The organism is Streptomyces gardneri (assembly GCF_006539185.1).
Lineage (GTDB): Bacteria > Actinomycetota > Actinomycetes > Streptomycetales > Streptomycetaceae > Streptomyces > Streptomyces gardneri.
In genome coordinates, this window is record NZ_BJMN01000088.1 from 1 (window position 1) to 21,551 (window position 21,551).

Consider the following 21,551-nt stretch of genomic DNA (forward strand, 5'->3'; position numbering starts at 1 on the left):
GGCCGCCAACTTCTCCTTCGACGCCTTCACCCTGGAGTACTGGGGCGCCCTCACGACCGGTGCCTCCGTGGCGGTCCTCTCCAAGGACGTCGTGCTCGACCCGGAGCGGCTGCGCGCGGCCATCCGTACGCAGGGCATCTCCACGATGTGGCTGACGGCCCCGCTCTTCAACCAGCACGTCTCGGAGTGCCCGGACCTGCTGGCCGGGACGAAGACGGTGATGTACGGCGGTGACGCCGTCGAGCGCTCGGTCGCCGACGCGCTCCTCGCCGGGCCGTACGCGCCGGAGAACCTCGTCAACGGCTACGGGCCGACGGAGACCACGGTCTTCGCGACCTGCTACGTCGTCGACCCGGCGGGGCCGCAGCTCACGTCCATGCCGATCGGCCGGCCCATCGCGAACACCGAGGCCCTGGTCATGGACCGCTTCGGCGGCCCGGCGCCGGTCGGTGTCCCCGGTGAGCTGTGGATCGGCGGCCCGGGTGTGGCGCTCGGTTACTGGAACCGGCCGGAGCTGACCGAGGAGCGGTTCGTCCCGCACCCGTTCTCCGAGGAGCCGGGGGCGCGTGTCTACCGGACCGGTGACCTGGTGCGCTGGCTCCCGGACGGCAACATCGAATTCCTCGGCCGGATCGACCAGCAGGTGAAGCTGCGCGGCCTGCGCATCGAGCTCGGCGAGATCGAGTCCGCGCTCGCCGCCCTCGAGGACGTCGCCGGCGTCACGGTGATCGTCCGCGAGGACACCCCCGGCGACAAGCGGCTCGTCGGCTACTGCGTCCCGACCGCCGGCCGCGAGCTGACCGTCGCCGGGCTCCGCTCCGCGCTCCGCGAGAGCCTGCCCGACTACATGGTCCCCGGCTGGTTCGTCTTCCTCGACGCCCTGCCGCTCACGCCCAACGGCAAGGTCGACCGCAAGGCCCTGCCCGCGCCCGACGGCGCCCGCCAGGCCGCCGACGGCGACTACACCGCGCCGCGCACCGAGACCGAGCGGATCATCGCCGACATCTGGCGCGACGTCCTCGGCCTCGACCAGGTCGGCGTCCACGACGACTTCTTCCAGCTCGGCGGGCACTCGCTCCTCGCGACCCGGCTCGTCTCGCGCATCAACAAGGCGCTCGGCGCGACCGTCACCGTCCGGCAGCTCTTCGAGGCGCGGACCGTCGCCTGCCTGGCCGCCGAGGCCGAGTCGGCGGCGCAGCAGGAGAGCGCGATCGGGCGGCGCCCCGTCGGCACCGCCGTCGTCCCGCTGTCCTTCGCGCAGCGCCGGCTGTGGTTCCTGGACCAGCTGGAGCCGGGCAGTGCGGAGTACGTGATCCCCTTCGGCTTCGAGGTGGAAGGCGTACTCGACCTGGCGGCGCTGGAGACGGCGTTCTCGGGCCTCGTCGCACGGCACGAGGTGCTGCGGACCCGGTTCGTCACCGGCGCCGACGACGAGCCGGTGCAGGTCGTCGGCGAGCCGTGGCAGGTCCGGGGCGAGCTGATCGACCTGCGGCACATCGCCGACGACGCCGAGCGCGAGACCCTGGCCCGCGTCACCCTGGACTCCAAGGCCTGCCGCCCCTTCGACCTGACGAGCGGCCGTCTGCTGCGGGTGACCGTGGTGCGGCTGGCCGACGAGCGTCACCTGCTGATGGTGGCGATCCACCACATCGTGGCCGACGGCTGGTCGGTCGCGGTGCTCACGGACGAGCTGCGGGAGTTCTACACGGCGGCCCTGTCCGGCCGGGCCGTGGAACTGGCCGAACTGCCGATCCAGTACGGCGACTTCGCTCTCTGGCAGCACCAGTGGCTGACGCCGGAGCGGGAGGAGAGGCAGCTCGGCTACTGGCGGGAGAACCTCGCCGGGATCGAGCCGCTGGAACTGCCGACGGACCGTCCGCGTCCGCTGCACCGCTCGGGTGCGGGTGACGCGGTGACCTTCAGGGTCGGCGCCGACGTGGCGAAGGGTCTCCAGGACATCGCCTCCGCCCAGGGCGCCTCGCTGTTCATGGCGGGCCTGGCGGCCTTCCAGGTGCTGCTGTCGCGCTGGTCCCGCCAGGACGACATCGCGGTCGGTACCCCCATCGCGGGCCGCAACCGTGCCGAGGTCGAGGACCTGGTCGGCTTCTTCGTGAACACCCTGGTCATGCGGTCCGACCTCACCGCCAACCCGTCCTTCACGGACCTCCTCGGCCAGGTGCGCGAGACGGCCCTCGGCGCGTACGCACACCAGGACCTTCCCTTCGAGCGGATCGTCGAGGAGCTCGCTCCCGAGCGCGACCTCTCCCGCAATGCCCTCTTCCAGGTGATGTTCGCCCTCCAGAACGTCCCGGAGAGCGCCTGGACCCTGCCGGGACTCACCCTCGACAGCATCGAAGTGCGGGGCGAGACACCGAACTTCGACCTCGTGTGCCTCCTCGACGTCGACGAGGCCACCGGAGGCGTCGAGGGCCGGATCCTCTTCTCCCCGGAGCTGTTCGACCGCGCCACCGTCGAGCGCCTCGCCGGCAACTACACCCGCCTCCTGGACGCGGTCGTCGCCGACCCGGCCCGCCGGATCGGGGAGCTCGACGTGCTGACCGACGCCGAGCGGGAGCGGCTGCTCGTCACCTTCAACGACACCACCGTCCCGTACCAGAACGACATCACCGTCCACGAGCTGTTCGAGCAGCGGGCCGCCCGCACCCCGGACGCCACCGCGCTCCTCTTCGAGGACACCCGCCTCTCGTACGCGGAGCTCAACGCCCGCGCCAACCGGCTCGCCCACCACCTGATCGACCTCGGCATCAAGGCCGAGGACCTGGTCACCGTCTGCGTCGACCGGGGCCCGGACATGATCGTCGCGCTCCTCGGCGTACTGAAGGCCGGCGCCGCCTACGTCCCGCTCGACCCGGACTACCCCGCGGCGCGCCTGGAGTTCATGCTCTCCGACACCCGCGCCCCGCTCACCGTCACGCAGGGACACCTCGCCGACCGGCTCCCCGGCACCGCCGCCCACGTGCTGATCGACACCGACTGGCCGACGATCGCCACCCGCCCCGCGACCGACCCCGCACCGCGGTCGGGACCGGACAACCTCGCGTACATCATCTACACCTCCGGCTCGACCGGCACGCCGAAGGGCGTCATGGTCCAGCACCAGGGCGCCGTCAGCATGGCGGAGCACCTGCCGCGCCAACTGCACCTGGACTCCGGCAGCCGCGTGCTCCAGTTCGCCTCGCCGAGCTTCGACGCCTCCATGTACGAGGTGTTCACCACCTGGGGCGCCGGCGCGGCCCTCGTCCTCGCCCCGCGCGAGAACCTCTTCCCCGGCAAGCCCCTGGAGACGACGGTCGCCCGCCACGGCGTCACCGCCGTCACGATGTCCCCGTCGCTGCTCACCGGCGTGTCCACGGAGGCGCTGGAGAGCGTACGGACGATCGTCGTCGCCGGCGAGGCCTGCCCGCCCGACGTCCTCGCCACCTGGTCCCCGGGGCGCGTGTTCGTCAACGCCTACGGGCCCAGCGAGGACACCGTCTGCAGCACGCTGTACGAGTACACGCACAGCCGTGACCGCGTCCTCATCGGGTCGCCGATCGCGAACACCGAGGTGTTCGTCATGGACCGCTTCGGCGGCCTGGCGCCCGTCGGCGTGCCCGGCGAGCTGTGGATCGGCGGCGAGGGCGTCGCCCGGGGCTACTGGAACCGGCCCGAGCTGACCGAGGAGCGGTTCGTCCCGCACCCCTTCTCCGAGGAGCCCGGGGCCCGCGTCTACCGGACCGGCGACCTGGTGCGCTGGCTGCCCGAGGGCAACCTGGAGTTCCTGGGGCGGATCGACCAGCAGGTGAAGCTGCGCGGACTGCGCATCGAGCTCGGCGAGATCGAGTCGGCGCTCGCCGCCCACGAGGACGTCGCCGCGGCCGCCGTGATCGTCCGTGAGGACACCCCCGGCGACAAGCGGCTCGTCGGCTACTGCGTGCCCGTCGCGGGCCGCGAGCTGACCATCGCCGGGCTGCGGGCGCGGCTCCGCGAGAGCCTGCCCGACTACATGATCCCCGGCTGGTTCGTCTTCCTCGACACCCTGCCCTTCACCCCGAACGGCAAGGTCGACCGGAAGGCGCTGCCGCAGCCGGAGGGCGACCGGCCCGAGACGGACGGCGAGTACGTCGCCCCGCGCACCGAGGTGGAGCGGATCGTCGCCGACATCTGGAGCGAGGTCCTCGGCCTCGACCGGATCGGCGTCCACGACGACTTCTTCCAGCTCGGCGGGCACTCGCTGCGCGCGGTCCGGCTGGCGACCCGCCTCCAGGACGCCGGATACGCGCTGTCCGTCCGGGCGGTCATGCAGTACCCCACCGTCGCGGAGGCCGCGGAACTGATCTCCCGCGCGGGCACGGTGTCCCGGTCGCTGGCCTTCGAGCTGGGCGGGCAGACGGCGGGCGGGCCTCTTGCGAAGGACGCGCCCCAGGGCGACGGCGGCGACAGGTACCTCTTCTGCATCCACCCCAGCGGCGGCAGCGCGCACTGGTTCGCGACCCTCGCCGCCCGACTCGCCGGCACCTGCCGGACGTACGGCATCCAGGCGCCCGGCATGGAGCCGGACGAGGAGACCGTCCTCGGCGCCGAGGCGCTGGCCGCGCGGTACTGGGAGGAGATCAAGGCGGTCCAGCCGGAAGGCCCGTACCACCTGCTCGGCTGGTCGCTGGGGGCCGTCATCGCCCACGAAATGGCCCGGCAGGCCCCCGACGAGACCGAGCAGGTCTACCTCGTCGAACCGCCGATCGTCGAACCGGGCGTCAGACGACGGCTGATGGGCTACGTGGCCGACTACCACAAGGCCGTCGCCCTCTGGGAGAAGGGCCGCAAGGAGGAGGGCGCCGAGCGGGAGCGGACGGAGATGGCGCTGCGCCACCTCGCGAGCACCCTGGAGGTGCCGGACGAGTCCGCCACGCTCGACGAATGGCTCCCGTACGCCACGCTCGGCGGGCTCCTGGAGTCGGTCGCGGCCTACGAGCCGCCGGTGTCGGCCGCGGCCTGCACCCTCGTCGTCAGCGACGACGTGCTGCTCGGCGGGCAGGGCTCGCACGCGAGCGACGGCAGCCACGAGGAGTACACGGGCTACTGGCGCGCTCTCTATCCCGGCGGTCTGCGCGAAGCGCACACACCGGGAACACACCTGGACATGATGACGGCTCCGGAAGCCGTCGCCGTCCTGGCCCAGACGATCATCAGCAACTCGATGGAGTACGCGGGGTGGCAGGCATGAGGATTCCTACGTTCCAGGACGTCCGGGCGGCAGGACGGCGCATCGCGCCCGTGGTCCGCAGGACACCCGTCCAGCGCATCCCCGGCACCCGCGTCCTCCTCAAGCGCGAGGACCTGCAGAAGTCGGGCTCCTTCAAACTGCGGGGCGTCACCAACGCCTTCGCCGTCGCCGCTCCCGTCAGGGTGGTCACCGCCTCCTCCGGGAACCACGGCAAGGCGGTGGCGATGCTCGCCCGGGCCGCCAAGGTGCCGGCGACGGTCGTGATGACCGCGCGGTCGGCGCCGGAGAAGGTCGAGACGATCCGCGGTCTCGGCGCCCGGGTCGTCTTCGTGGAGGGCGGGGTCGCGGAGCGGAACCGGCTGGCCGAGGCCCTCGCCGCCGAACAGGGCGCGACGCTGATCCCCTCGTCCGACCACGCCGACGTCATCGCGGGCCAGGGCACCACGGGACTCGAGATCGCCACCCAGACGGCGGGGATCGAGGCGGTGTACGTCCCCGTCGGCGGCGGCGGACTGCTCGCCGGCATGTGCCTGGCGAAGGCGGCCTGGCACGAAGCGCCGACCGGGCTGTCCGTGCCGTCCGTGCCGTCGGTACCGGCGGTCATCGGGGTGGAACCCGTGTCCGCCCCGCGCTACGCCCTGTCCCTGGCCACCGGGAAGCCGGTGGCGGTCCCGCCGTCGGCGTCCGTCGCCGACGGGCTGCGCGGCCAGGCACCGGGCCGTGTCGCCCTCCCCGTCATCACCGCCGGGGTCGACCACCTCACGGTGGTGGAGGACGACGAGATCGTCCGGACCATGTCCCTCCTGCGGACGCACGGCATCGTGGCCGAACCCAGCTCGGCGGCGGCGGTCGCGGCGGCGCTCAAGGCCGACCACGTACGGGACGTCGTGGTGGTGCTGACGGGCGGCAACATCGCGCGGAGCCGGTTCGACGAACTGACCGGGCACGGGATCCACGAGCTCCAGAACACCCACGAGCTCCAGCAGACCCACACGTACGCGGCCCTGGCAGCGGCGTGACCGCCACCGTCCCGCCGCCTTCCCGTCCCACCTCACCCCGCCCGTCGTCCGTCCGCGCCGCAAGGAGAACCATGACCACCACGTGCCTGTCCCGCGAAACGCTCACGCCGCGCCCCTACCGCTCCGACCGGCCGGCGGACCTGGTCCAGCCCTTCTCCGGGCCGAGGCTGTGGATCGTGAACCTCGCCGGCGGTCCCGCGGAACCGAACCCCCTGGCACTCCTTGACGCGAAGGAGCGGGCCAAGGCCACGGCCTTCCGCTCGCCGCTGGACCGTGCCCACTACACGGCCTCCCACATCGCCCTGCGCCGCATCCTCGGCGCCCACCTGGGCCGGGCCCCACAGGACGTACAACTCGCCCAGGACGACTGCCCGGTGTGCGACGGCGGCCACGGCAGGCCGGTCGTCGCGGGGAGCTCCCTGCAGTTCTCGCTCTCGCGGCGCGCGGGCTACTGCCTGATCGCCCTGGCCCGTACGGCCGTCGGTGTGGACCTGGAGGTCGCCCCGGAGCTGGAGGTCGCCGACGAGCTCGCCACCACCCTGCACCCCGGGGAGCGGGCCCTCCTGGAGACCGCGCCGCCCGACCGGCGCGCGGCGGCCTTCGCCCGGATATGGGCCCGGAAGGAGGCCTATCTGAAGGGCCTCGGCACCGGGCTCGCGATGGGCGCCGCGCACGACTACGTGGGGGAGAGCGCGGAGGTGCCGGACTGGCTCTTCTACGACGTGGCGGCCCCGGACGGGCTGGCGGCGGCGCTGGCGATCAGGGAGTAGGCGAAGGCGGTCGTGCCTACTCCTCCCCGGTCAGCCAGCCCTTGGCGACGGCCCGTGAGCCCGCCTGGAACCGGCTGCGCGCCCCGAGCTTCTCCATCAGGTCGGCGGCGATGCGGCGGGCCGTGCGGGGGGAGACGCCGAGGCGCTTGGCGACGGCGTCGTCGGTGAGGCCCTGCCCGAGGAGCCGGAGTGCCTCCGACTCCTGGGGGGAGAGGCCGCGTTCGTCCTCCCGCTCGCGGGAGGCCGCGCCACCGAGCGGGAGGGCGTTGTCCCAGATGGTGTCGAAGAGCGCGCACAGGGCGGTGACCGTCCCGCTGCCGCTGAGGACCAGGGCGCCGGCGCGGCTGTTCTCCTCGTCGGTGGGGACGATCGCGACCCGCCGGTCCAGGACCATGAGGCGGATCGGCAGGGACGGAGTCGTCCGGACCTCGCCGCTCAGCTCCGCGAGCCAGTTGGCGTACGCCACGGTCGGCGGGCTGTTGCGGACGCTGTCGAGGTAGAGCGTCCGCATCCGGACACCGCGTTCGAGGAGGGCCTGGTCCTGGGGCTTGGCCGCCTCCATGCTGGCCTCGCTCTGCGCTCCGCCGGGGGCGAGCGTCATGACCTCGGTGCTGACGTCGCGGACCAGCCGCGAGATCCGCTCCCGGATCTCCTCGATCCCGTCGAGCCGCTCGATGCCGTCGATCTGCTTGTGGGGGCGGGCGGCGGTGAAATCGGCGGCCAGCTGGGCGGCCGCGAGGCGAATCTGCTCGATGCGTTGCTGCTCGGCGGCGAGACGTTCCTGCTGGCGGGCGATGACGGCCTGGATGCCGACCTCGGGGTCCACGGCCCGGAAACAGTGGGGGTGGTCGAACGCGGGCCGGACGAGGGCCAGTTCGCTGAGCTTGTCCAATGCCCCGCGCAGCTCGTCCTCGGGAAGGCCGAGTCTCTCGCGCAGAGCCTCGAACTCCGCCTGCGGGTGTGCGAGTACCGCGCGGTACACGTTCTCGCAGACGCCGTCCAACCCCAGTGCTTCCAGCATTTTCGGCCTCCCCCTCTGAAGATCAAGACGAATCAAAGCATGAATTGCGCCGTTGGCCGATAGGTGCCCCTGGAATGTCCGGGGGGCTGCAAGGCTTAGCGGGAAGGTGGCCGGATTGGGCAATGGCATAAACAGTCCGGTATTGGCTGCTGTTGCACCTTCTGTACTTCCGCGAAGGTGGAGTTATGCGCTTGGTCCATGTACGCATTCGACTTCCCTGCATCCCTGAGGAGCCGGAGTCGCTCAGGGAGGCTTTTCTCTCCTACGCGACCCCGGAGGACGGGGTCGGGCACATCAGCATTCACCCGGGGGACGGGGGCGACCTGACGGTCGGGTTCTTCGTCACCGCGGCGACCCTCCCCGAGGCCGAGACGGTCGCGTACACCGTGGCGCTCAAGGCGTTGAGCGGCGAGCCGGCCCTGCGGCAGGCCTACGTGACGAGCTACTCGGCGGCACTGGTCCCGGCCTTGTTCGACCGGATGCTCCACGAGCCCGGTGACGACGGTCGGTGGACGGAATAGGCGAAGGCCGGTTGAGGTCAACCCGTAAAGCTGGTCGGCGGCACTCGGGCAGGCAAGACTTGTTGATGTCAGCAGGGAACAGGCCGGAGCAGGAAACAGGCCACCGAAGCTGACAACTTCCAGCCAACAATTTCCGGACGGAGTTTGTCATGTCTAAGAACACCCTTCGCCTCGCCTCGAAGTTCGTCACCGTCTGCGCTCTCGTCGCCCTTCCGACCTTCGGAATCGCCGCTGTCGCCACCCAGCAGAGCGCCCCGGTCGCGACCGTCGCCGGCACCACCACGGACGGCGAGACCGCCACCACGACGGGCGGGGCCGACACCGCCGCCGTGCCGACCCCGACCCCGTCCACCTCGAAGGACACCACGGGCTGGGACTAGCAGTCGGGCCCCGACCCGGGCCACGTCTCCTCCCGCTCCCGCTCCACCGAGTTGTTCCGACTTCGCTCGACTGCGAGCAGCATCGCTCGATCACTCGACCTCGCTCGACCTCCCAGGAGAAGAGGACGCCCCGATGGCGGATGTCACCACCCGTGCCCTACGCCCTGAACGGCCCGTGGCCGGCCGCGTGGCCGAGCCCGCGTCCAGGCCCGCGTACAAGGACGGAACCGTCCTGCGGTGGCTCGCCGCCTACACCCTCTCCATCCTCGGCGACAGCATCTACTTCATGGCCCTCGGCTGGGCCGCCAACCGGATCGCCGGCCCCGCGGAAGTCGGGATGATCGTGGCGTCCGGTGCGGTGCCCCGGGCCCTCCTCATGCTCGGCGGCGGAGTGGTCGCGGACCGCTTCGGACCGCGCAGGGTCGTCATCGGCAGCGACGCGGTACGTTTCGCCGTCATCGCGGCGGCCGCGGTGACCCTTGCCTTCACCCCCGGTCACGTCTGGCTCCTCGTCACGGTCGCCCTGGTCTTCGGCGCGGTCGACGCGCTGTTCATGCCCGCGGTGGGCGCGCTGCCGCCCCGCATCTCGACACCGGACCAACTGGTCCGCATCCAGGGCATGCGTGCCCTCGCCGTGCGCGGCGGCACGATGATGGGCCCCCCGCTGGCGGGCCTCGCGATGGGCCTGGGCGGGCCGGAAGCGGCCTTCGCCCTGGCGGGCGTGCTGTTCGGCGTCTCGCTCCTGCTGCTCCTGGCGGTCCGGCTGCGCCCCTTGGAAGAGGAAGCGTCCGCGACCCCGGAACCGACCGCCGCCGACAGCGCCACCAAGAACTCCGCACGCCGTGACCTGACCGAAGGCCTGGTCTTCATCCGCCGCCACAAGCTGATCGGCCCGCTCGTCCTGGCGGCGGCCCTCAGCGAGCTGGGCTTCGCGGGCCCCCTCAACATCGGCTTCGTCTTCCTCACGTCGGAGCGCGACTGGGGAGCGGGCGGCATGGGCTGGATCGTGGCCGGCTTCGGCGGCGGGGCGGCGGTCAGCGCACTCGTGCTCGCGGTCCTGGGACGCCTGCCGAAGGCGGGTTACGTCCTCATCGCCACGACCCTGGTGACCTCGGCCTGCATCGCCCTGTTCCCCGCGGCCCCGGACCTGGGCTCCACGGTGGCGCTCGCCGCGCTGGCCGGCCTGGCGGGCGGCATCGCCGGAGGACTGGCGCAGTCCCTCATCCAGACGGCCACCGAGCATGCCTACCTGGGCCGGGTCACCGCGGTGACCAGCCTGACGGCCCTGGGGCTCGCCCCGCTGACCTTCCCGGCCTTCGGCGCCCTCGTCAGTTACGGCGGGGTCGGCACGGCCTTCCTGGCCGGCGGAGTCCTCAGTGCCCTGGGCATGATCGTCTGCCTGGCGTCCCCCACGGTCCGCAAGGCCGAACTGGCCTGAGGGCCACGGGAGTCCTACGGAGTTCTTCGGAGTTCTACGCGGAAGGCGTCGCCGCGACTGGGGTGAACAGCCTTCCGCCGAGATCGGCTCCGCCGGTGGCGACCGCCGTCTGTCCCGCCTGGCTGCCGGCGTCTGCCTCGCGCCGGCCGCCGCGGCGTTCGTCTGAGCCAGGGCGAAGGCCCGGGTCGCCGACCCGGGCCTTCGTGGGAGGAACAGGCGGGATATCAGGCCGCTGCCTCCGCCGGTGCGAGGCTCGGGGCCGCCTGCGCCGCGACGCGGCGGCGGCGGGTCGGGAGGCCCAGGGTCGGGTTGGCGGTGCCCCAGGCCGCGCCCTTGCAGATCATTTCCTTGTAGCGGGCCGCCATACGGCCCGTCAGGGCCTTCTCGACCGCCTGGTCCTCGGCGGTGACGAACTGGATCAGAGCGTCGCCGCGGCCGAGAGAGATGCACTGCTGCGAGTAGTGGATGTCGATGTGGGGGACCTTGGTGCCGGCCAGCCGGGCGGCGATGGCGTCGGCGGCCTGCCAGGCCATGGGGACGCCCGAGGCGCAGGACATGCGCAGCGGCTTGTCGCCCGCGCCGAGGGCCATCGCGGCGTCGCCCACGGCGTACACGTCCGGGTGGGAGACCGAGCGCATCGTGCTGTCGACCACGATCTGGCCCCCGTCGGTGAGCTCCAGGGTGGTGGCCCCGGCGATCGGGCGGACGGCGAAACCGGTGGTCCAGACGGTGACGTCGGCGGGGATGGTCCGGCCGTCGGCGGTCGTGACGCGGTCCGCCTCCACGGCGTCGACCGCGGCGTGTTCGTGGACCGTGATGCCGAGCTTGTCCACGACCTTCCGCAGGTGGGCGCGGCCCTTCTCCGAGAGCCAGTCGCCGAGGGCGCCGCGGGTGGCCAGGGAGACGTCGAGGTCCGGGCGGGCCTCGGCGATCTCCGTCGCGCCCTCCAGGCCGGTCAGCCCGCCGCCGACCACGACGACCGGCCGGCCGGCCTCCAGGGAGGCCAGGCGGTCGCGGAGGCGGAGGGCGCCGGGGCGGCTGGAGATCTCGTGGGCGTGCTCGGCGGTGCCGGGGACGCCGCCGTCGTTCCAGCCGCTGCCGAGGGCGTAGACCAGGGTGTCGTACGCCAGTTCCTCCCGCCCGGGACCGTCCGTGGCGGCGACCGCCACCGTCTTGCGGTCCACGTCCACGGCGGTGACCTTCGCGAGCTTCAGCTCCACGCCCGTACCCGCGAACATCTCGCCGTACGGCCGGGGCTTGAGCTCCTGGCCGACCGCGATCTGGTGCAGCCGGACGCGCTCGACGAAGTCGGGCTCGGCGTTCACGAGGGTGATGGTCACGTCCTCGCGGTGCAGCCGCTTGGCGATGCGGCCGGCGGCGGCGGCACCGGTGTAGCCGGCTCCGAGGACGACGATGCGGTGCTCCATGTCCGTGCTCCTGTCTGGGCGGGTCCGCCGCTGTCCGGCGTGGTTTCGCACCTTGAACCGGACAGCCCCGCGTTTCCTGACAGGATCCGGATGTGGCCTGCGTCACACCTTCTCGAAGGGTGATTCAGAGGGTGTGGATCGGGCCCTTCCCGTGGTCCGTGGCGGCCCACAGCTCGGTCGCGCGGGTGAGCTTGTCGGGGTTGACCTGGTTGCGGAGCGCCACGATGCCCTCCGGGCCGACCTCCAGGCAGGTGATGCCGACGACCCGGCCGTCGACGACCGCGACGATGGCCGGCCCGCCGTTGGCGGTCGTGGCGTAGATCTCGGCGGCGCCGCCGAGGATGTTCCGCTTGGCCTTGCTGGGCTTGAACAGGCCGCGCATGAACGTGGCGACCGCGAGCGCGCCCTCGAACGCCTTCGCGCGGGCCGGGACCTTGCCACCGCCGTCGCCGACCGAGAAGGCGTCCTCGGTCAGGAGACGTACGAGAGGTTCCGTACGGCCGCTGGTCGCCGCGGCCAGGAACTCCTCGACGATGCGCTGCGCCGTGGCCTCGTCGATCTCGGTGCGGGCCTTGCCGTCCGCCACGTGCTTCTTGGCGCGGTGATAGATCTGCTGGCTGGCGGCCTCGGTGATGTCCAGGATCTCGGCGATCTCCCGGTGCGGGTAGTCGAAGGCCTCCCGCAGCACGTACACCGCCCGCTCGTTGGACGACAGCCGCTCCAGCAGGACGAGGACGGCGTACGACACCGAATCGCGCTGCTCGGCGGTGTCGGCGGGGCCGAGCATCGGGTCCCCGGCGAGCAGCGGCTCGGGGAGCCACTGCCCCACGTACGTCTCGCGCTGGGCGCGCGCCGAAGTCAGCTGGTTGAGGCAGTAGTTGGTGAGAACCTTCGTGAGCCAGGCCTCGGGCACCTCGATCCGCTCGACGTCGGCCGCCTGCCAGCGCAGGAACGTCTCCTGCGCGGCGTCCTCCGCCTCGCTCGCGGAGCCGAGCAGCCGGTAGGCAATGGCCTCCAGCCGGGGCCTGGCGGCCTCGAACCGGTCCACGTCACTCATGATCAGCACCATGCCCGCGATCCTAGGCGCCGCACGGGCGGAGTGGCAGGCCCGAGGCCTGGTGGGCCACATGGAGCAGCGGGTACGCGGCCCGTCTCGCCCGAGGCCGCCGGGCGTGGTCGTCTGAGGGAGACGGGGCAAGCGGAAGGCCCGCCCGACGGCCCCGCCGGACCTCCCGACCTCCCGACCTCCCGCGCTCCCGACCTCCCGCGCTACCCACCCCTGAGGCCCGACCATGCTGACGATCATCATGATCGCCGCGATGGCTGCCCGCACTCCGGACGACGGCAGAGCCCCAGGTCGCTGACGACGCCGTGGACACCACGACAGGGCTCAGGCCCGAAGGTGGCCCGGTCGGTGGGCAGGTAATTGGCCCATGTGTGCGGGCAATTGGCCACTACCGTAGGCGTAATGACAACAAGTTCTCCTGAGACCGACCAGCCCACGTCCGTGGCCGTGACCTTGGCCGAGGCGCCGATGCGTCAGGCCCGCAACTCCGCCGCCCTGTGGATCGCGACCGGCCGCTCCCGGGGGCACGAGGTCGTCCGACGCCGCGGCTTCGTCGCGGTCGACGGCGGCGAGCGTGCCGGCGTCCGGGTCCTGATCCAGGAACCGGACCTCGACCCGGGCGAACTGGCCGAGTTGGGCGAGCTGGTTCGCCGGGCCGCGGGCCCCGTGAACGCCGAGGATCCCTTCAGCTCGACCGACTTGAGCCACCTGGGCATGCGCAACTGGCAGATGCCGGTCATGCTGCGCCGGCCGGGGCCCGTCGATGAACCGGCGATGGACGTGATCCGGGTACAGCGGCCCGAGGACCTCCAGGCGGCTGAGCGGATCGTGATCGAGGGCTTCGAGCTGACCGGATTCGAGCCCTACCGCCCCGGCGAGCTGTTCCCGATGGATCTGATCGGGCAGCCGGGCGTGGACGTGTTCGTCGCCTCGCACGACGGCGTGGCCGCCGGAGCCTGCGTCAGCGTCGTGGACGAAGGCATCGGCAGCCACTACTGGGTCGCCACGTCCTCGGCCTTCCGGTCGCGTGGCGTGGGGCGGGCCGTCATGCTCGGCGCCCTCGCCCCGCTGGCGGACCTGCCGGTCACCCTCACCGCGTCGAAGCTGGGCAGGCCGCTGTACGAGTCCCTGGGCTACACCGTCGCGGCCCCCTCGACCTGGTGGGCCTCCACTCCTGCGACACCGTAGCGGCAGAGGCCGGCCTCCGAGAGGTTCGATCACGGGCCAGGGCGCGCGGGAGGACCGCGGTGCGCCCTGCTCCGGGGCTTTCCGTTCAGTGTGTTGCCAGGCCGCCGTCGGAGGGTGACACGATTCCCGATTCGTACGCGGCGATCACCAGCTGGGCGCGGTCGCGGGCGGCCAGTTTGGAGAGCAGGCGGCCGATGTGGGTCTTCACCGTGCCCATGCTGAGGTGCAGGCGTGCCGTGATCTCGTCGTTCGACAGGCCCCGTGCGATCAGCTCCAGGACCTCGCGCTCCCGTTCCGTCACCCCGGTCAGTGCCGCGGGGGTGCGGCGGGGGCCGGGGGCCGGGTCGGGACGGCGGGCGAACTCCTCGATGAGGCGGCGGGTCACGGACGGGGCAAGGAGGGAGTCGCCCGCGGCGACGACCCGGATGGCGGCCAGCACCTCCGCGGGCGGGGCGTCCTTGAGGAGGAAACCCGCGGCGCCGGCCCGCAGGGCCTCGTAGACGTACTCGTCGAGGTCGAACGTGGTCAGGATCAGCACCCGTATGCCGGCGGTCTCGGGGGATCCGCAGATCCGCCGGGTCGCCTCGATCCCGTCCATGACCGGCATCCGGACGTCCATCAGGACCACGTCCGGACGGTGCAGGCGGGCGAGTTCGACGGCCTCCGCTCCGTCGCCGGCCTCTCCGACGGCGGTGAGGCCGGGTTCGTTCTCGACGAGGATCCGGAAGGAGCCGCGCAGCAGCACCTGATCGTCGACCACGAGCACCCGGGTCACGTCCGTCACGCCGTCCTCCCCATGTGTCTCTTTCCCCTTCACGCCGTCGTCCTCGTGCCGTCCTGCGGCAGGCGGACGGAGACCGCGAAGCCCCCCTCGGGGCGCGGGCCCGCGCTGAACGTCCCGCCGTGCGTCATGGCCCGCTCCCGCATGCCCATCAGGCCGTGGCCTCCCGTCCGTTCGCGGCCGGCACCCCGGATGCCGTCGTCCGTGACGTCGATGCGCACCTCGCGCGCGTCGGCCTCGACCGTCACCCGACAGCGTGCGGGGGACGCGTGCCTCACCGCGTTGGTGAGGGACTCCTGGACGATCCGGTGGACGGCCAGGGCGATTCCCGCGGGCAGACCGCCGTCCGGCACCCGGACGTCCAAGTCGACGTCCACGCCTGCCTGTCGTGCCTGGTCGGCCAGCCCGCCGAGCGCGTCGACGCCGGGTACCGGGCCCAGCGGCGCCGAGCGCGAGTCGGTACGGAGCACGCCCAGGGTGCGGCGCATCTCGGTCATGGCGGCCCGGCCGGTCTGTTCGATGACGCGCAGAGCTTCCTGCGCCTCCTCCGGGCGGCGCTGGGCCACGTGCCCGGCGACCCCCGCCTTCACCACGATCAGGCTGAGGCTGTGCGACACGATGTCGTGCAACTCCCGGGCGATGCGCAACCGTTCCTCGACGAGGGCGCGTTCGGCGCGGTGCGCGGCCCGATCGGCCTCGCGGGCCCGGCGGGTGCGTACGGCGAAGCCCGCCACCCAGCCGCCGCCGAGGACCAGCCAGACCATGGCGGTGACGCCGAGCGCCCCGCTCCAGGTCTCGGCCGGGGTGACGACGACCTCCCCTGCGGTGACCGCGGCCGCCGCGAGGGTGAGTGAGGTGGCGAGCACGGGTACCGAGCGCCGTGGGGGCACGGTGAGAGCGACCATGTACAGAGTGAGGCCGACCGCGGTCCACGGCTCCCGCGTGATGTCCAGGAGGGTGGCGGCAGAGGCTCCGGCGAGGGCTGTCACCGCGGCCGGTACGGGCCACGGCCGACGGACCGCGACCGGGAGACCGACCGCCGCGGCCACGAGCACGCCCGCCCATGCCGGTCCGGTGTAGCCGGGCTGCACGTCGTCGCCCGACATCCGGGTGAAACCGACGTACACGATGGTGATCAGCAGTGCGGTCGCCAGGTCGAGCGCGAGCAGATGGATGTCTTGCAGCCGCCGGGGGACACGCATGGTCCGACCGTACATCGTCAACCAGCCCTCCCGACCAGGGTCATGAGAGCCGTCGCGGCAGTGACCACGAGGGTCCAGCGCAGTGCTGTGGCCCGGCCGGGCGCCGGCCCGTCGCGCAGCACGGTGACGCCCAGCGGGACGAGCGCGAGACAGAGACCTGCGACGGCCACCACCGACAGCGGCGTGGTGCCCTTGAGCACGCCGAGCGGCAGTGCGGCGGTGGCCGCGAGGGCCGCCGCCCGGACGGGACCCAGCGCGCGCGCCCGCCAGGCTCCGACGGCGAGAAGCAGCCAGCCCCCCATGATCGCGACGTTGAAGGCGCTGAAGATGTGGAAGGCGCCGTACGTCTCCCCGACGAACCGGGCCGCGGCCTCCGCGCCCTGCCGGTCGGCGAGCTGGAAGGCGAGATGGTCCACGCCGGCGTGGAAGGTCCTCGCGAAGAGCCCCAGCACGGCGAGGACCCCGCCCCACAGGGCCCATCCGGGGCTGTGGCGGCCGATCCGCACCGCCAGCACGGCGAGGGCCGGCCACAGCAGGACGGTCCCCGCCGCGAAGGCGCCGTAGGAGACCGCGATCAGGCCGGGGTGCTCGACACGGGCGGCGAGCTGTTCCGGGAAGAAGAAGGGGAAGGGCAGCCGCAGCAGGACTCCGACCGCCAGCAGGACGGGCGCCGCCACCAGCGAGACACCGCCCACCCACCGCCCGGGAAAGGGCGCGTCACCGTCCCACGCCACGGGCAGCAGCGGGGTCTTGGCCGGAGTGGCGGTGCCGTGTACGGCGGGTGCGATCCGCCTCGTTGTCGTCATGTCCTGAACGATCCCGTCCGGACGCCACTTTCCGCGTCGGAGCACGGTCCGATCCTCCCGCCGCTCCGTATCGGACCGTGGTCCGATGGCCTCCGAGAGGCCCGGGCAACGACAGAGCCCCAGGTCGCTGACCTGGGGCTTTGTGTGACGAGCGGATGACGGGAATCGAACCCGCGCCATGAGCTTGGGAATCACCGCTGCCTAAGGATGTGCCCTCTGACCTGCGCATATCGACTGTCGGGTGACTTGTGGCGAGCGAGGGCTCCGACGCGCCCATGTTGACCCCTGTGATCCGCCGCTGAGGGCACGGATGGGGCACGTTTTCGCCCGATGCCTTGCCGATGTCGGGCGCCTGGTCAGGTCCTCCCCGGTGCCGGCGGTTTCCGCGACTAGCCTCCGCATCATGCTGCGTATCGTCGACACCCGTACCGGCCGCCCCGTGGAGATTCCTTCCGTACGCCGCCATCTGCTGAGCATCTGCGTCCACCTGCCGGCCGGCGACGTCGGGTTCGGTCTGGGGGACCTGCGGGCGGTCCTGGTCGGTGACGTACTGGCGCGTACGGCGGAGCTGCACGGCCTGCAGTCCCGCACGTTCCGTACCATGCCGGACCTGCCGCACGAGCAGGCCGAGGCGCTTGATCGCGCCCTGTCCGCTCTTGGCGTCCACCCGCCCGACACCGTCGGTGTTCACCCTCCGAACGGAACGCTCTGCGCCGCTGCTGATGCTCACGTCCACGCGTACGGGACCGCGGCACAGGACGCGGTCGGCGGGGTCCGTATCGACCTGGGCCAGGTCGGCCCGGCATCGGGGGAGAGGGGCGTCCCGGACCATGCCCACCTCCCGTCCCCAGGGCTCTTGGAGGCCGTCGCTCCGGAGGGGACCGATCCGCTGGCCGTGAGGATGTTGATGCTGGGCCACGCCTACCGCACGCCGGTCGTCGTCACCAGTACTGCGCTCGAAGAGGCCCGGCGGACGCTGGGGGACTGGCGGCAGCTGGTGGCCGACTGGGCACAGGAGCCGTCCCGGCCGATCCCCGCCGATGTGCTGCGGCACGCCCGTGACGTGCTCGCCGATGATCTCGGCGTCCCCGCCGTCCTGGACATGCTGGCCACCGTGATGACGCGCGCCGACGTACCGGCTGGTGCCAAGTTCGAGACGTTCGCCTTCCTCGACCGCGTCCTCGGACTGGACCTCGCGCGCGAGGTGGGTCACCAGCACCGGGCGGCGCCATGACACCGCCCGCCGCGGGCCTCATGGCAGCGGTCGTCACAACGGCCCCAGCGCATTCACTCCGCCGAGGCCGCCCTTCCGGATCGCCACACGTGAGCGTGCTCGATCCACTTCCATTCTACGACTGCAGGGCCGGACAGGCCGAGAGGGAGAGCGGGCCCGTGGGCAGTCCGGCTCAGCCGCGTTCTTCCTCTTCGGCTTCCATGCGGCGGATTCCCTGGTGGGTGAGGGAGACCATCGCGGGGGTGTTGCCCGGTTCCCAGTCGACGGTGATCAGGTCCTCGCCGGCGAGGTAGGTGCAGGCGGCGGCCAGGTCCTCCTCAGGGATGCGCAGGTCGTTCCGCAGTTTGCGCCCGGGGACTCCGAGGAGACGGTTGCCTTCGGTGGCTTCGTAGAGGGCGGTCAGGACCCGTTCGCGGTAGACCTGTCGCTCGCGGAGTGTCGCCATGACCGGGTCCTTTCATACGGATGAGGAACGGCCGACGCCCCTCACACCTCGTCGACGTGGGTGCCGGTGCGTGAGGACGGTCTGCTGGTGGCGAGCCAGGAGAGGGCGGGTTCCGCGCCGGATCCGGTGTCGACGGTGAGATGGAGCCGTGTGCCGCCTTCGGGCACGGGATAGCTGCGCTGTTCCGCCCCGGCGAAGGAGCATCGGATCACTTGGGCGACCGCACGGGCGGCTTCGGGGGTGGCGGCGACGATACGGATCTCGGCGTGTCCGGCCGAGGGCAGGGCCGCGGTGTCGGTGGGGTACAAGGTGCGTGGTCCCTTCGGAGGGCGAGCGAGAGGCCGGCGGGTGGGTTGTCCCGGGTGTCGGGTGCCCCACCCGCCGCCTTCGGCCGGAGGAATGGTCCGGGCGATCAGGGCCAGGTGCCCGTCACCTTGCGGCGGGCGGCCGGCTCCGTCGGCGTGGGGTGGCTGTGGCCGGGCGGCCGGAAGATGGCCGGGAAGGGGTCGCCGAAGTGGTGGGCCGCGATGCGTGCGTCGTGCTGGGCGTTGAGCCGGTGGATCAGGCGCGTGCCGAGCGCGATCAGCAGGGCGATGACGGCGATCGTGATCATGGTTTCCATGGGGTCACCTCCGCAGGTGCCTCGGCATGGGGATCATCCGCGCGCCGATGAGTGGGTGTCGCAGGGGCGTCGGGGCGGCCCCGCCGTCGGTCTCCCAGGCGTCCTGGCTGCTGCGGGTGTCCCGCATGCGGCGGCCGGTCGCGGCTTCGTCGGACATCAGGGCGCCGGCGGCCAGGACGCTGCCGGGGAGGGCGGCGGCGGTCATGAGCCGTGCGGCTGAGGCGGGTTCGGTCTCGGGCGGGATGACCAGGAGATCGCAGCGGCCGACGGTGTACGAGAGCAGGATCATCTTGTCGGGATCCTGTTCGGTGAACCAGCCGACGTGCACGGTGTGCCCGGTGACGGCGACCTTGTGCGGGACGACGGGCCAGCGGGTGGGGTTGACCGCGACGCGCGTGATGCGTCCGAAGTGCTCCTCCAGCGCGTCGACCAGAGGCGGAAGTTCGACGGCCAGGTCATGCGAACGAGGCCACCAGGCACCGTCCAAGAGGCCGGCGAGTGTGGTCTTCGGTGTCAGCGAAAGGCGCGCCGAAAGTGCGGGTGCCAGATTGGTGGTCATGACCGCGGACCCGTCTCCGGGCCGCCCTGCAGGGCGGCCCAGTGTCTTGATCGCCGGAAACGACGTCCGCGTGGGAGCGGGTGCTCGACTTACTCCCGGTACTTTCAGCGTACTCCGCCCACAGGGCGGACGAGCCGTTCTGACCAGGTGATTTCCCACCGGCCACGCCGCCCGGCCGACGGCCGAGAGGGCATGACGTCATCCACGCCACTCGACCAGGACCAGGGTGGCGTCGTCCGAAGTGGCGTCTCCCCGTGCCCGTTTGAGGGTGTGGGAGAGGTCCCGTGCCACCGCGCGGACCTCTCGGTCCGCCCGCTCCAGCTGGTTCACCCAGTCGATCAGCTGCTCCTCGCCGAACTCCTCCTGTCCGCTCTCGTGTTCCTCGATCAGCCCGTCGGTGAAGCAGAGGACGCGATCCCCCGGTTCGAGTGTCACTTCGCTGACCTGCGGCTGCGCTCCTCCGAAGCCGACGGGCAGGGTCGTGGGGCTGTCCAGGCGGCCTACGACGCGGTGTCCGCGGATCAGCATGGGGGCGGGGTGGCCGGCGTTGACCCACTGGAGGCGGCCGGTGTTCGTGTCCAGCCGCATCATCTGCGCGGTCACGAAGTGGTCGGGTGCGAACTGCTCGGCCACGGCGCGGTCCATGAAGAGGTAGATCTCGGACAGCTCGATGCTGATCCGGCGGGCGTGCCGGTACGCGCCGATGGTCACGGTGGCCATCGTGGCCGCGTCCAGACCGTGGCCCATGGCATCGATCATGGCGAGGTGGAAGGTGTCCCCGTTCAGGGCGTAGTCGAAGCTGTCGCCCGCCACGTCATAGGCGGGTTCGAGTACGCCGGCGATGGTGACGCGCGGCGTCACCATCGACAGGGGCGGCAGCAGCGACCACTGGATCTCGGCGGCGACGCTCATCGGTTCGCTGCGACGGGTGCGGAAGAAGAGATCGGTATGGCTGTTCTTGGTCTGCAACATGTCGGCGATCAGCCCGGTGATCCTGCGCAGGAGGCGGCGGTCGTCGTCATCGACGGTGTCCAGGGTGACCGCCAGGACGCCTGCCTGGTCGCCCCCGTCCAGCAAGGGCAGCAGGACCCGTACGCCGTCGGGCAGCACGAGTTCGACCGGGCGTGAGGTGAGGAAGCACCGGCCGGCCTCGGAGTCGTCGATGGCCTGCGGTTCGCCACCCGCCAGCCCTTCGCCCGGCAGGGGGACCAGCCGCTGCTGCCCGTAGTCCTGGAGCAGGATCTGCGGATCCCGTCCCCCCAGCCGCGCCACCGTGTCGGCGAGCACCGGCCCGACCTGATGCGGTGGCAGCTCGTGGGCCCGGTCCAGGAGGCCACCCAGCAGCCCCTCCCCGAAGCTCTCCGAACGATCCGGATCCCCGGGCGATCCGACTGTCATCCCGCTCCCTTCCGCAGGGCGGCGGACGGGCCGTGCAGCGCCCGCGTCACGGCCCGGCGGGCACGGGAGCCGGGCCCGTCACCGGCGATCTCGCCACCAGGATGCGCCTCGACGGCCGGGCACGCCACACAGGACGCGGTCGCCGGTACAGCGCTCGACGAGGCCCGGCGCACGCTGGGGGACTGGCGGGAGATGATGGCCGACCGGACGTCGCCGCAGGACAACGTCACCCAGGCAGCCGAAATCCTTCCCGCCACGCTTCCCGAACCGGTGACCGACCGCAAGGAGTCGGCATGATCCGGATGGCGGACATCCGTGAGTGGCGAACCCACGTCGTCGTGGACACGCGGGGCCACAGGATCGGTGAGCTGTTCAAGAGAGGACGGCGGGAACCCGTATCGAAGCAGGGCTCGGCGGTATCGACGGGCTCACTCGACTCATTCCGAGGCC

19 protein-coding genes are annotated in these 21,551 nt (G+C 72.0%); 8 read left to right on the forward strand and 11 right to left on the reverse strand.

Annotation, left to right across the window (positions count from 1 at the left end):
- The 3 genes from SGA01_RS39235 to SGA01_RS39245 all read left to right on the forward strand — a co-directional run.
- Positions 1-5,224, forward strand: a 5,224-nt coding sequence (locus SGA01_RS39235; protein ID WP_141303053.1) for a non-ribosomal peptide synthetase, incomplete at its 5' end; no start/stop codon positions are given.
- On the forward strand, positions 5,221-6,243 hold the full coding sequence (locus tag SGA01_RS39240; RefSeq protein ID WP_141303055.1) for a threonine ammonia-lyase: 1,023 nt from the start codon (positions 5,221-5,223) through the stop codon (positions 6,241-6,243). The genes SGA01_RS39235 and SGA01_RS39240, both read left to right, overlap by 4 nt.
- Before the next feature lie 71 nt (positions 6,244-6,314).
- A complete protein-coding gene (locus tag SGA01_RS39245; protein WP_141303058.1) occupies positions 6,315-7,013 on the forward strand; it encodes a 4'-phosphopantetheinyl transferase family protein in 699 nt (232 codons plus the stop codon).
- Between the two features lie 16 nt (positions 7,014-7,029).
- Here the strand turns inward: SGA01_RS39245 and SGA01_RS39250 are convergent, their stop codons facing one another.
- Complete coding sequence (locus SGA01_RS39250; protein ID WP_141303060.1) at positions 7,030-8,034, reverse strand: helix-turn-helix transcriptional regulator; 1,005 nt, start codon at positions 8,032-8,034, stop codon at positions 7,030-7,032.
- A gap of 185 nt (positions 8,035-8,219) precedes the next feature.
- Here SGA01_RS39250 and SGA01_RS39255 point away from each other — a divergent pair, with 185 nt between their 5' ends.
- The 3 genes from SGA01_RS39255 to SGA01_RS39265 all read left to right on the forward strand — a co-directional run bounded on the left by SGA01_RS39255 (position 8,220) and on the right by SGA01_RS39265 (position 10,373).
- Positions 8,220-8,555, forward strand: coding sequence for a hypothetical protein (locus tag SGA01_RS39255; RefSeq protein WP_141303062.1), 336 nt, complete (start codon positions 8,220-8,222; stop codon positions 8,553-8,555).
- Between the two features lie 149 nt (positions 8,556-8,704).
- Positions 8,705-8,935, forward strand: a complete 231-nt coding sequence (locus SGA01_RS39260) for a hypothetical protein (RefSeq protein WP_055642591.1) — start codon at positions 8,705-8,707, stop codon at positions 8,933-8,935.
- A gap of 133 nt (positions 8,936-9,068) precedes the next feature.
- Positions 9,069-10,373: an MFS transporter gene (locus SGA01_RS39265; RefSeq protein WP_141303064.1), complete on the forward strand. Its 1,305-nt coding sequence runs from the start codon at positions 9,069-9,071 to the stop codon at positions 10,371-10,373.
- Between the two features lie 224 nt (positions 10,374-10,597).
- Here the strand turns inward: SGA01_RS39265 and SGA01_RS39270 are convergent, their stop codons facing one another.
- Positions 10,598-11,800 (reverse strand): NAD(P)/FAD-dependent oxidoreductase, encoded by a 1,203-nt coding sequence (locus SGA01_RS39270; RefSeq protein ID WP_141303066.1) that lies wholly within the window; start codon positions 11,798-11,800, stop codon positions 10,598-10,600.
- A 124-nt stretch (positions 11,801-11,924) separates the two neighbouring features.
- On the reverse strand, positions 11,925-12,869 hold the full coding sequence (gene sigJ / locus SGA01_RS39275; RefSeq protein ID WP_141303068.1) for an RNA polymerase sigma factor SigJ: 945 nt from the start codon (positions 12,867-12,869) through the stop codon (positions 11,925-11,927).
- Positions 12,870-13,268: 399 nt separating this feature from the next.
- On the opposite strand from sigJ, the gene SGA01_RS39280 reads away from it, so the two are divergent.
- Complete coding sequence (locus SGA01_RS39280) at positions 13,269-14,054, forward strand: GNAT family N-acetyltransferase (protein WP_229918492.1); 786 nt, start codon at positions 13,269-13,271, stop codon at positions 14,052-14,054.
- An 85-nt stretch (positions 14,055-14,139) separates the two neighbouring features.
- Here the strand turns inward: SGA01_RS39280 and SGA01_RS39285 are convergent, their stop codons facing one another.
- Genes SGA01_RS39285 through SGA01_RS42515 form a run of 3 tightly spaced genes read right to left on the reverse strand, consistent with a single transcriptional unit; the run spans position 14,140 to position 16,843 of the window.
- On the reverse strand, positions 14,140-14,838 hold the full coding sequence (locus SGA01_RS39285) for a response regulator (RefSeq protein ID WP_218037870.1): 699 nt from the start codon (positions 14,836-14,838) through the stop codon (positions 14,140-14,142).
- 29 nt (positions 14,839-14,867) lie between these two features.
- Positions 14,868-16,037 (reverse strand): sensor histidine kinase, encoded by a 1,170-nt coding sequence (locus tag SGA01_RS39290; protein ID WP_141303070.1) that lies wholly within the window; start codon positions 16,035-16,037, stop codon positions 14,868-14,870.
- Between the two features lie 17 nt (positions 16,038-16,054).
- Positions 16,055-16,843 carry a hypothetical protein gene (locus SGA01_RS42515; protein WP_229918493.1) on the reverse strand — a complete coding sequence of 263 codons (789 nt, stop codon included), beginning with the start codon at positions 16,841-16,843 and terminating at the stop codon, positions 16,055-16,057.
- A gap of 403 nt (positions 16,844-17,246) precedes the next feature.
- Here SGA01_RS42515 and SGA01_RS39300 point away from each other — a divergent pair, with 403 nt between their 5' ends.
- Positions 17,247-18,077, forward strand: a complete 831-nt coding sequence (locus SGA01_RS39300; RefSeq protein WP_141303072.1) for a cysteine--tRNA ligase — start codon at positions 17,247-17,249, stop codon at positions 18,075-18,077.
- Between the two features lie 172 nt (positions 18,078-18,249).
- On the opposite strand, the gene SGA01_RS39305 is transcribed toward SGA01_RS39300, so the two are convergent.
- The 5 genes from SGA01_RS39305 to SGA01_RS39325 all read right to left on the reverse strand — a co-directional run bounded on the left by SGA01_RS39305 (position 18,250) and on the right by SGA01_RS39325 (position 21,101).
- The gene (locus SGA01_RS39305) at positions 18,250-18,522 is read right to left on the reverse strand and encodes a hypothetical protein (RefSeq protein WP_141303074.1); all 273 of its coding nucleotides are present in this window, start codon (positions 18,520-18,522) and stop codon (positions 18,250-18,252) included.
- A 41-nt stretch (positions 18,523-18,563) separates the two neighbouring features.
- Positions 18,564-18,830, reverse strand: coding sequence for a hypothetical protein (locus tag SGA01_RS39310; RefSeq protein WP_024755808.1), 267 nt, complete (start codon positions 18,828-18,830; stop codon positions 18,564-18,566).
- A gap of 104 nt (positions 18,831-18,934) precedes the next feature.
- On the reverse strand, positions 18,935-19,144 hold the full coding sequence (locus SGA01_RS39315; RefSeq protein ID WP_141303076.1) for a hypothetical protein: 210 nt from the start codon (positions 19,142-19,144) through the stop codon (positions 18,935-18,937).
- A gap of 4 nt (positions 19,145-19,148) precedes the next feature.
- Positions 19,149-19,703: a DUF5994 family protein gene (locus SGA01_RS39320; protein ID WP_141303078.1), complete on the reverse strand. Its 555-nt coding sequence runs from the start codon at positions 19,701-19,703 to the stop codon at positions 19,149-19,151.
- A gap of 198 nt (positions 19,704-19,901) precedes the next feature.
- Entirely contained in the window at positions 19,902-21,101 is a 1,200-nt protein-coding gene (locus tag SGA01_RS39325) for a PP2C family protein-serine/threonine phosphatase (RefSeq protein WP_141303080.1), read from the reverse strand.
- Positions 21,102-21,551: the final 450 nt, after the last annotated feature.